The following is a 397-nucleotide window of genomic DNA, read 5'->3' as shown; positions in this document are numbered from 1 at the left end:
AAGGACCAGCCGCTGTTCTCGGGTATCGAGTACAGCGAGGACTCGCGGGTCATCAACCAGTGGGCCCCCCTCCTCATGCAGAAGCGCCGCAAGGGCGAGCCGTTCGCCGCGACGCGTGTGCCCGCCGGCACCGACGTCGACGTCGGGTCGCTCACCCACCAGCTCTTCGGCCACCTGCGCGCGTCCGGCGTCGACCTGCGCACCAACTGCGAGGTGCGCTCGCTCAAGCGGCAGAAGGACGGCCTGTGGAAGGTCGGCTTCCGCACGACGGTGGGTCGCACCCCGAGCGAGATCACGGCGCGCTTCGTGTTCGTCGGCGCGGGAGGATGGGCGCTCAAGCTGCTCCAGCGCTCGGGCATCCCCGAGATCAAGGGGTACGGCGTCTTCCCGATCGGCG

Annotated in this window: 1 protein-coding gene; it reads left to right on the top strand. The window is 69.8% G+C overall.

Annotated elements, in window-relative coordinates; all coding sequences use genetic code 11:
• Positions 1–397 (top strand): FAD-dependent oxidoreductase (locus ASV53_RS26615; protein WP_141226359.1); only part of this gene is annotated, 397 nt, incomplete at both ends.

This window comes from Photobacterium sanguinicancri (assembly GCF_002265265.1).
GTDB lineage: Bacteria > Pseudomonadota > Gammaproteobacteria > Enterobacterales > Vibrionaceae > Photobacterium > Photobacterium sanguinicancri.
This window is presented reverse-complemented; position numbering and strand designations above follow the sequence as displayed.